This is a genomic window from Phytoactinopolyspora endophytica, from assembly GCF_004138495.1.
Classification (GTDB): Bacteria; Actinomycetota; Actinomycetes; order Jiangellales; family Jiangellaceae; genus Phytoactinopolyspora; species Phytoactinopolyspora endophytica.
Map to the genome: position 1 here is coordinate 77242 of NZ_ML142866.1, position 2468 is coordinate 79709.

2 protein-coding genes are annotated in these 2468 nt (G+C 70.3%); one reads left to right on the plus strand and one right to left on the minus strand.

Translation table 11 applies throughout. The annotated features are described in order from the left end of the window. Nucleotides 1-1516 (plus strand): N-acetylglutaminylglutamine synthetase (gene ngg, locus ELR45_RS27295; protein WP_205857364.1); only part of this gene is annotated, 1516 nt, incomplete at its 5' end. 75 nt (nucleotides 1517-1591) lie between these two features. On the opposite strand, the gene ELR45_RS27300 is transcribed toward ngg, so the two are convergent. Further along, nucleotides 1592-2468 (minus strand): PucR family transcriptional regulator (locus ELR45_RS27300; RefSeq protein WP_165368136.1); only part of this gene is annotated, 877 nt, incomplete at its 5' end.

Sequence of the window (2468 nt, forward strand, 5' to 3'; positions counted from 1 at the left end):
GTTCATCGACCCGTCGATGACCTACCGGCTGGAGCTCCACCGCTACCGGCCACGCCGCGAGCTCATACCGGGCGTGGTGGTCAGCACTATGGCCGAGGCCGAGGAAGCCGATGAGATCAACCGGATCTACGCCGCCCGGCATATGGTGCCGGCCGATCCCGAGTTGATGTGGTCCAACCATCGGACCCGCACGTTCAGCTGCCTCGTCGCCAAGGACGAGAACACCGGAGCGGTCATCGGCACCGTGACCGGAATCGACCACGCGCTCGCCTTCGACGACCCCGATCAGGGAACGAGCCTGTGGTGTCTCGCCGTCGACCCGCAGTCTCCGGTGCCGGGCGTGGGCGAGGCACTCGTCCGGGTGCTGGCCGAGCGCTACATCGGCCGCGGCCGGGACCATCTCGATCTGTCCGTCATGCACGACAACGATCCTGCGATCCGGCTGTACAAGAAGCTGGGCTTCCGCCGGGTCCCGGTGTTCGCCGTCAAGCGGAAGAACATCATCAACGAGCCGTTGTTCGTGCCGGAGCCGGAGGCCGAGCTCACCGAGCTCAACCCGTACGCGACGATCATCGCGGAGGAGGCGCGCCGACGCGGCATCCTGGTGGAGGTGCTGGACCCGGAGTGGGGCGAGATGCGCCTGGTCCACGGCGGCCGCAAGATCGTCACCCGGGAGTCGCTGTCCGAGCTGACCACCGCCGTCGCGATGAGCAGGTGTGACGACAAGCGAGTCACCCGGCGCGTCTTCGAACGGGCCGGCCTGAGAGTCCCGCGTGGCAAAGTGGCCAGCGACGAGGCGTCGGACGCGGCGTTCCTCGCCGACGTCGGGCAGCTGGTGGTGAAACCGGCGCGCGGAGAGCAGGGCAGGGGCATCACCGTCGGCATCATCGATCCGGACACGCTCCAACCGGCCATCGACCTCGCCCGAACGTACTGCCCCGACGTCCTGCTCGAGGACTGCGTCGAGGGCGAGGACCTGCGCATCGTCGTCATCGGCCACGCTGTCGTAGCCGCCGCGATACGCCGGCCGGCGACGGTCGTCGGAACGGGCCGACACACGATCGCCCAGCTCATCGACCGGCACAGCCGCCGCCGGGCAGCCGCGACCGGCGGCGAGTCGACGATTCCGATGGACGAGGTCACCACGGAGACGGTGCACGCTGCCGGCCACCATATGGACGACGTCCTGCCCGAGAACGAGTCTCTCCGGGTCCGCCGGACGGCCAACCTGCACACCGGCGGGACCATCCACGACGTCACCGCGCAGCTGCACCCCAACCTCGCCGACGCCGCGGTCAGCGCAAGCCAGGCCATCGACATCCCGGTGACCGGAGTGGACATGATCGTCCCCGCCGTCGACAAGCCTGACTACGTGCTCATCGAGGCCAACGAGCGTCCAGGACTGGCCAATCACGAGCCGCAGCCCACCGCCTCGTCGTTCGTCGATCTGCTCTTTCCCGAGACGCGCGCGGAGCCGCGCGCGTGGCAGCCCGCTCCGCCCAGCTCCGACCGGTAACGACCGGACGCTCGCGGCTTACGCCCCATGATCATCAACCCTCGGACCGGTCATCGCACGACCAACGGTTGATGATCATTGGAGGGAGCTGGGGTGAGCCGCGCGAGCGGCCAGCAGCATGGCGGCGACGCTGCCCGGCTCGTCGATGCGGTGACCGAGCAGATGTTCGGCGCGGTTGAGCCGTTGGTGAAGTGACTGGCGCCGAAGGTGCAGCACCGCCGCGGCCCGAGTCGGGCTGCAACCGTGCCGGAGGAACACCTCGACCGTCCGCACCAGGTCGCTGCCGTGCGCCGCGTCCCATCTGCGCAGCGGTCCGAGCAGGTCGTCGACGAGGTGCGCCCGGGCCTCGTCGTCGAGCAGCCCGAGGATCCGGTCGGGCACCGTCTCGCGCCATGTCCTGATCCCCCGCCCAACTCCTGGTGCGTCGCCGGGCCAGACCGTCTGCGCGGCGGCGTGCGCCTCACGCAGCGACCGGCCCGCGTCGGCCAGCGGCACCGGTGGACCGACTGCCGCGTGCAGATGTCCGGCCGGTGGCACGCCATCCAGGCGCGCGGTCTGTGGTACCTGTTCTCCCCCGTCGTGATCCATCAGCTCACGCATCCGGTTCACCAGTGCTCCGGCAGGATCGGACTCTTCCGGATCCGTCATGACGATCGCCAGCACCTGCCCGCGAACCCGTCCGGTGAGGACCCCCGGCCCACCGGCCGCAGCGGCGGCACGGATCAGGGCCCCCGTCGTCACCGGGTCGGGCGCGTCGGCCACCACCCCGACGACGGCCGTGCCGGGCTGCGGGTGCAGACCTGCCAGCCCGGCACGGACGACGAGCTCGTGCTCGCCCACCATCCCCCCGGCCAGAAGTTCCTCCAGCAGTGCGGTCGCCGCGGAGCCAGACTCGCCGGGTGAGTCCCCGAGGTGAGCCACGGCGACGGCGGCCGCGGCGGCGATCCTACGG